Below are 1,520 nucleotides of genomic sequence, written 5' to 3' on the forward strand. Positions count from 1 at the left end.
GAGCAGGCCCACCCGAGCACCGTCCCCCCACCGATGAGCGGCATATACGGGAGGATGGTTGCCGTGACTCCTGCGACCGACCGGCCGAACACCCCGGCCCCAGAACGTTTCCGCCCCGCCCCGGCCCGGCCCCGGCTGATCGCCACCGACCTCGACGGCACCCTGCTGCGGGACGACAAGACGGTCTCCGACCGCACCGTGGCGGCGCTCGCGGCGGCCGAGCGGGCGGGCATCGAGGTGTTCTTCGTCACCGGCCGCCCGGCTCGCTGGATGGACGTCGTCAGCGCCCATGTGCACGGCCACGGCCTGGCGATCTGCGCCAACGGCGCCGCCGTCGTCGATCTGCACCAGGGTGGGCTGCCGGTCGAGGTCCGCCCGCTCGCCACCGACCGGGCCCTCGCCATCGTGGAGGCGCTGCGTGAGGCCGCCCCGGGCACCTCCTTCGCGGTGGAGCGCAGCGGCGGGATCTTCTACGAACCGCGGTACCCGCCCTTCCACCTCGACCCGGGCGCGATCATCGCCCCCGCCGAGAAGCTGCTCCACGACGGATTCACGCACGCCGACATGCCGGTCCTCAAGCTGCTCGCCCACCACCCCGAGCTCGCGCCGGACGACTTCCTCCAGCTGGCCCGCTCGGTGGCCGGGGTTCACGGCGACTTCACCCGCTCAAGCCCGTCCGCCCTGCTCGAGGTCAGCGGTCTCGGGGTCAGCAAGGCCAGCACCCTGGCCCGGTGCTGTGCCGAGCGCGGAATCTCGGCCTCGGAGGTCGTGGCGTTCGGGGACATGCCCAACGACCTGGAGATGCTGATGTGGGCGGGCACCTCGTACGCGATGGCCAACGCCCATCCGGATGTGCTCGCCGCGACCACCCACCGCACGGGCGCCAACACCGAGGACGGCGTCGCCGCCGTCATCGAGCGGATCCTGGCCGGATAGCCGGACGACGGCACGGAACCGCCCCGCGGCCGCGGCCCCCGGCCTCCGGGCCCGCGAGCGCCCCCGGCCGCAGGGCCGGGGGCGTTCGTGTCCCACCGGAGTCGGCTTACCAGAAGATGACGGCGTACCCGTTGCCGCCCGCGGCGCCATTGCCGCCCGCGCCACCCGGGGCGGTGCCGCCACCGGCGCCTCCGCCGGCGCCGCCGTTACCGCCCTCGCTGGTGTTCGTCGGGGGCAGCTCCACGATGCCGTCGACCGCGTCGCCGCCCTCGCCGCCGAGGGCGCCGGACTCGCCGTTCTCACCGGTCCGGTTGACCACGTAGATGCTGTTGCAGCTACTGCCCGTGCCGCCGATGCCGCCGGCGCCCGGCGTGCCCGGGGCGGCCGTGCCGCCGCCACCGCCGCCACCGCCGGTGCCGCCCGTGGCGGTGAGCTGGTTACCGCTGGTGGAGGCCAGGGTCGTCGAGGTGCCGTTGCCGCCGGTCGTACCCGCGGTGCCGGTCGTGGTGCCACCGGGACCACCGGTACCGGCGGTGCCGCCGGTACCCAGGTCCACCGTGTAGGTGGCGAACGGCGCGACCGGG

Annotated in this window: 1 protein-coding gene and 1 pseudogene; one reads left to right on the forward strand and one right to left on the reverse strand. The window is 74.9% G+C overall.

The window, feature by feature from the left end:
• The first annotated feature begins 54 nt into the window (after nt 1-54).
• A complete protein-coding gene (locus tag GWI24_RS44260; RefSeq protein ID WP_247617739.1) occupies nt 55-936 on the forward strand; it encodes a Cof-type HAD-IIB family hydrolase in 882 nt (293 codons plus the stop codon).
• Nucleotides 937-1,042: 106 nt separating this feature from the next.
• On the opposite strand, the pseudogene GWI24_RS46460 reads toward GWI24_RS44260, so the two are convergent.
• Nucleotides 1,043-1,520 (reverse strand): annotated as a pseudogene (locus GWI24_RS46460) (hypothetical protein); the annotation flags it as partial.

The sequence above is a fragment of the Streptomyces sp. MK37H genome (assembly GCF_018035285.1).
Lineage (GTDB): Bacteria > Actinomycetota > Actinomycetes > Streptomycetales > Streptomycetaceae > Streptomyces > Streptomyces endocoffeicus.

Excerpts from the sequence above, each read along its gene's own strand:
- GWI24_RS44260 (WP_247617739.1), top strand. The coding sequence starts at position 55 with ATGGTTGCCGTGACTCCTGCGACCGACCGGCCGAACACCCCGGCCCCA.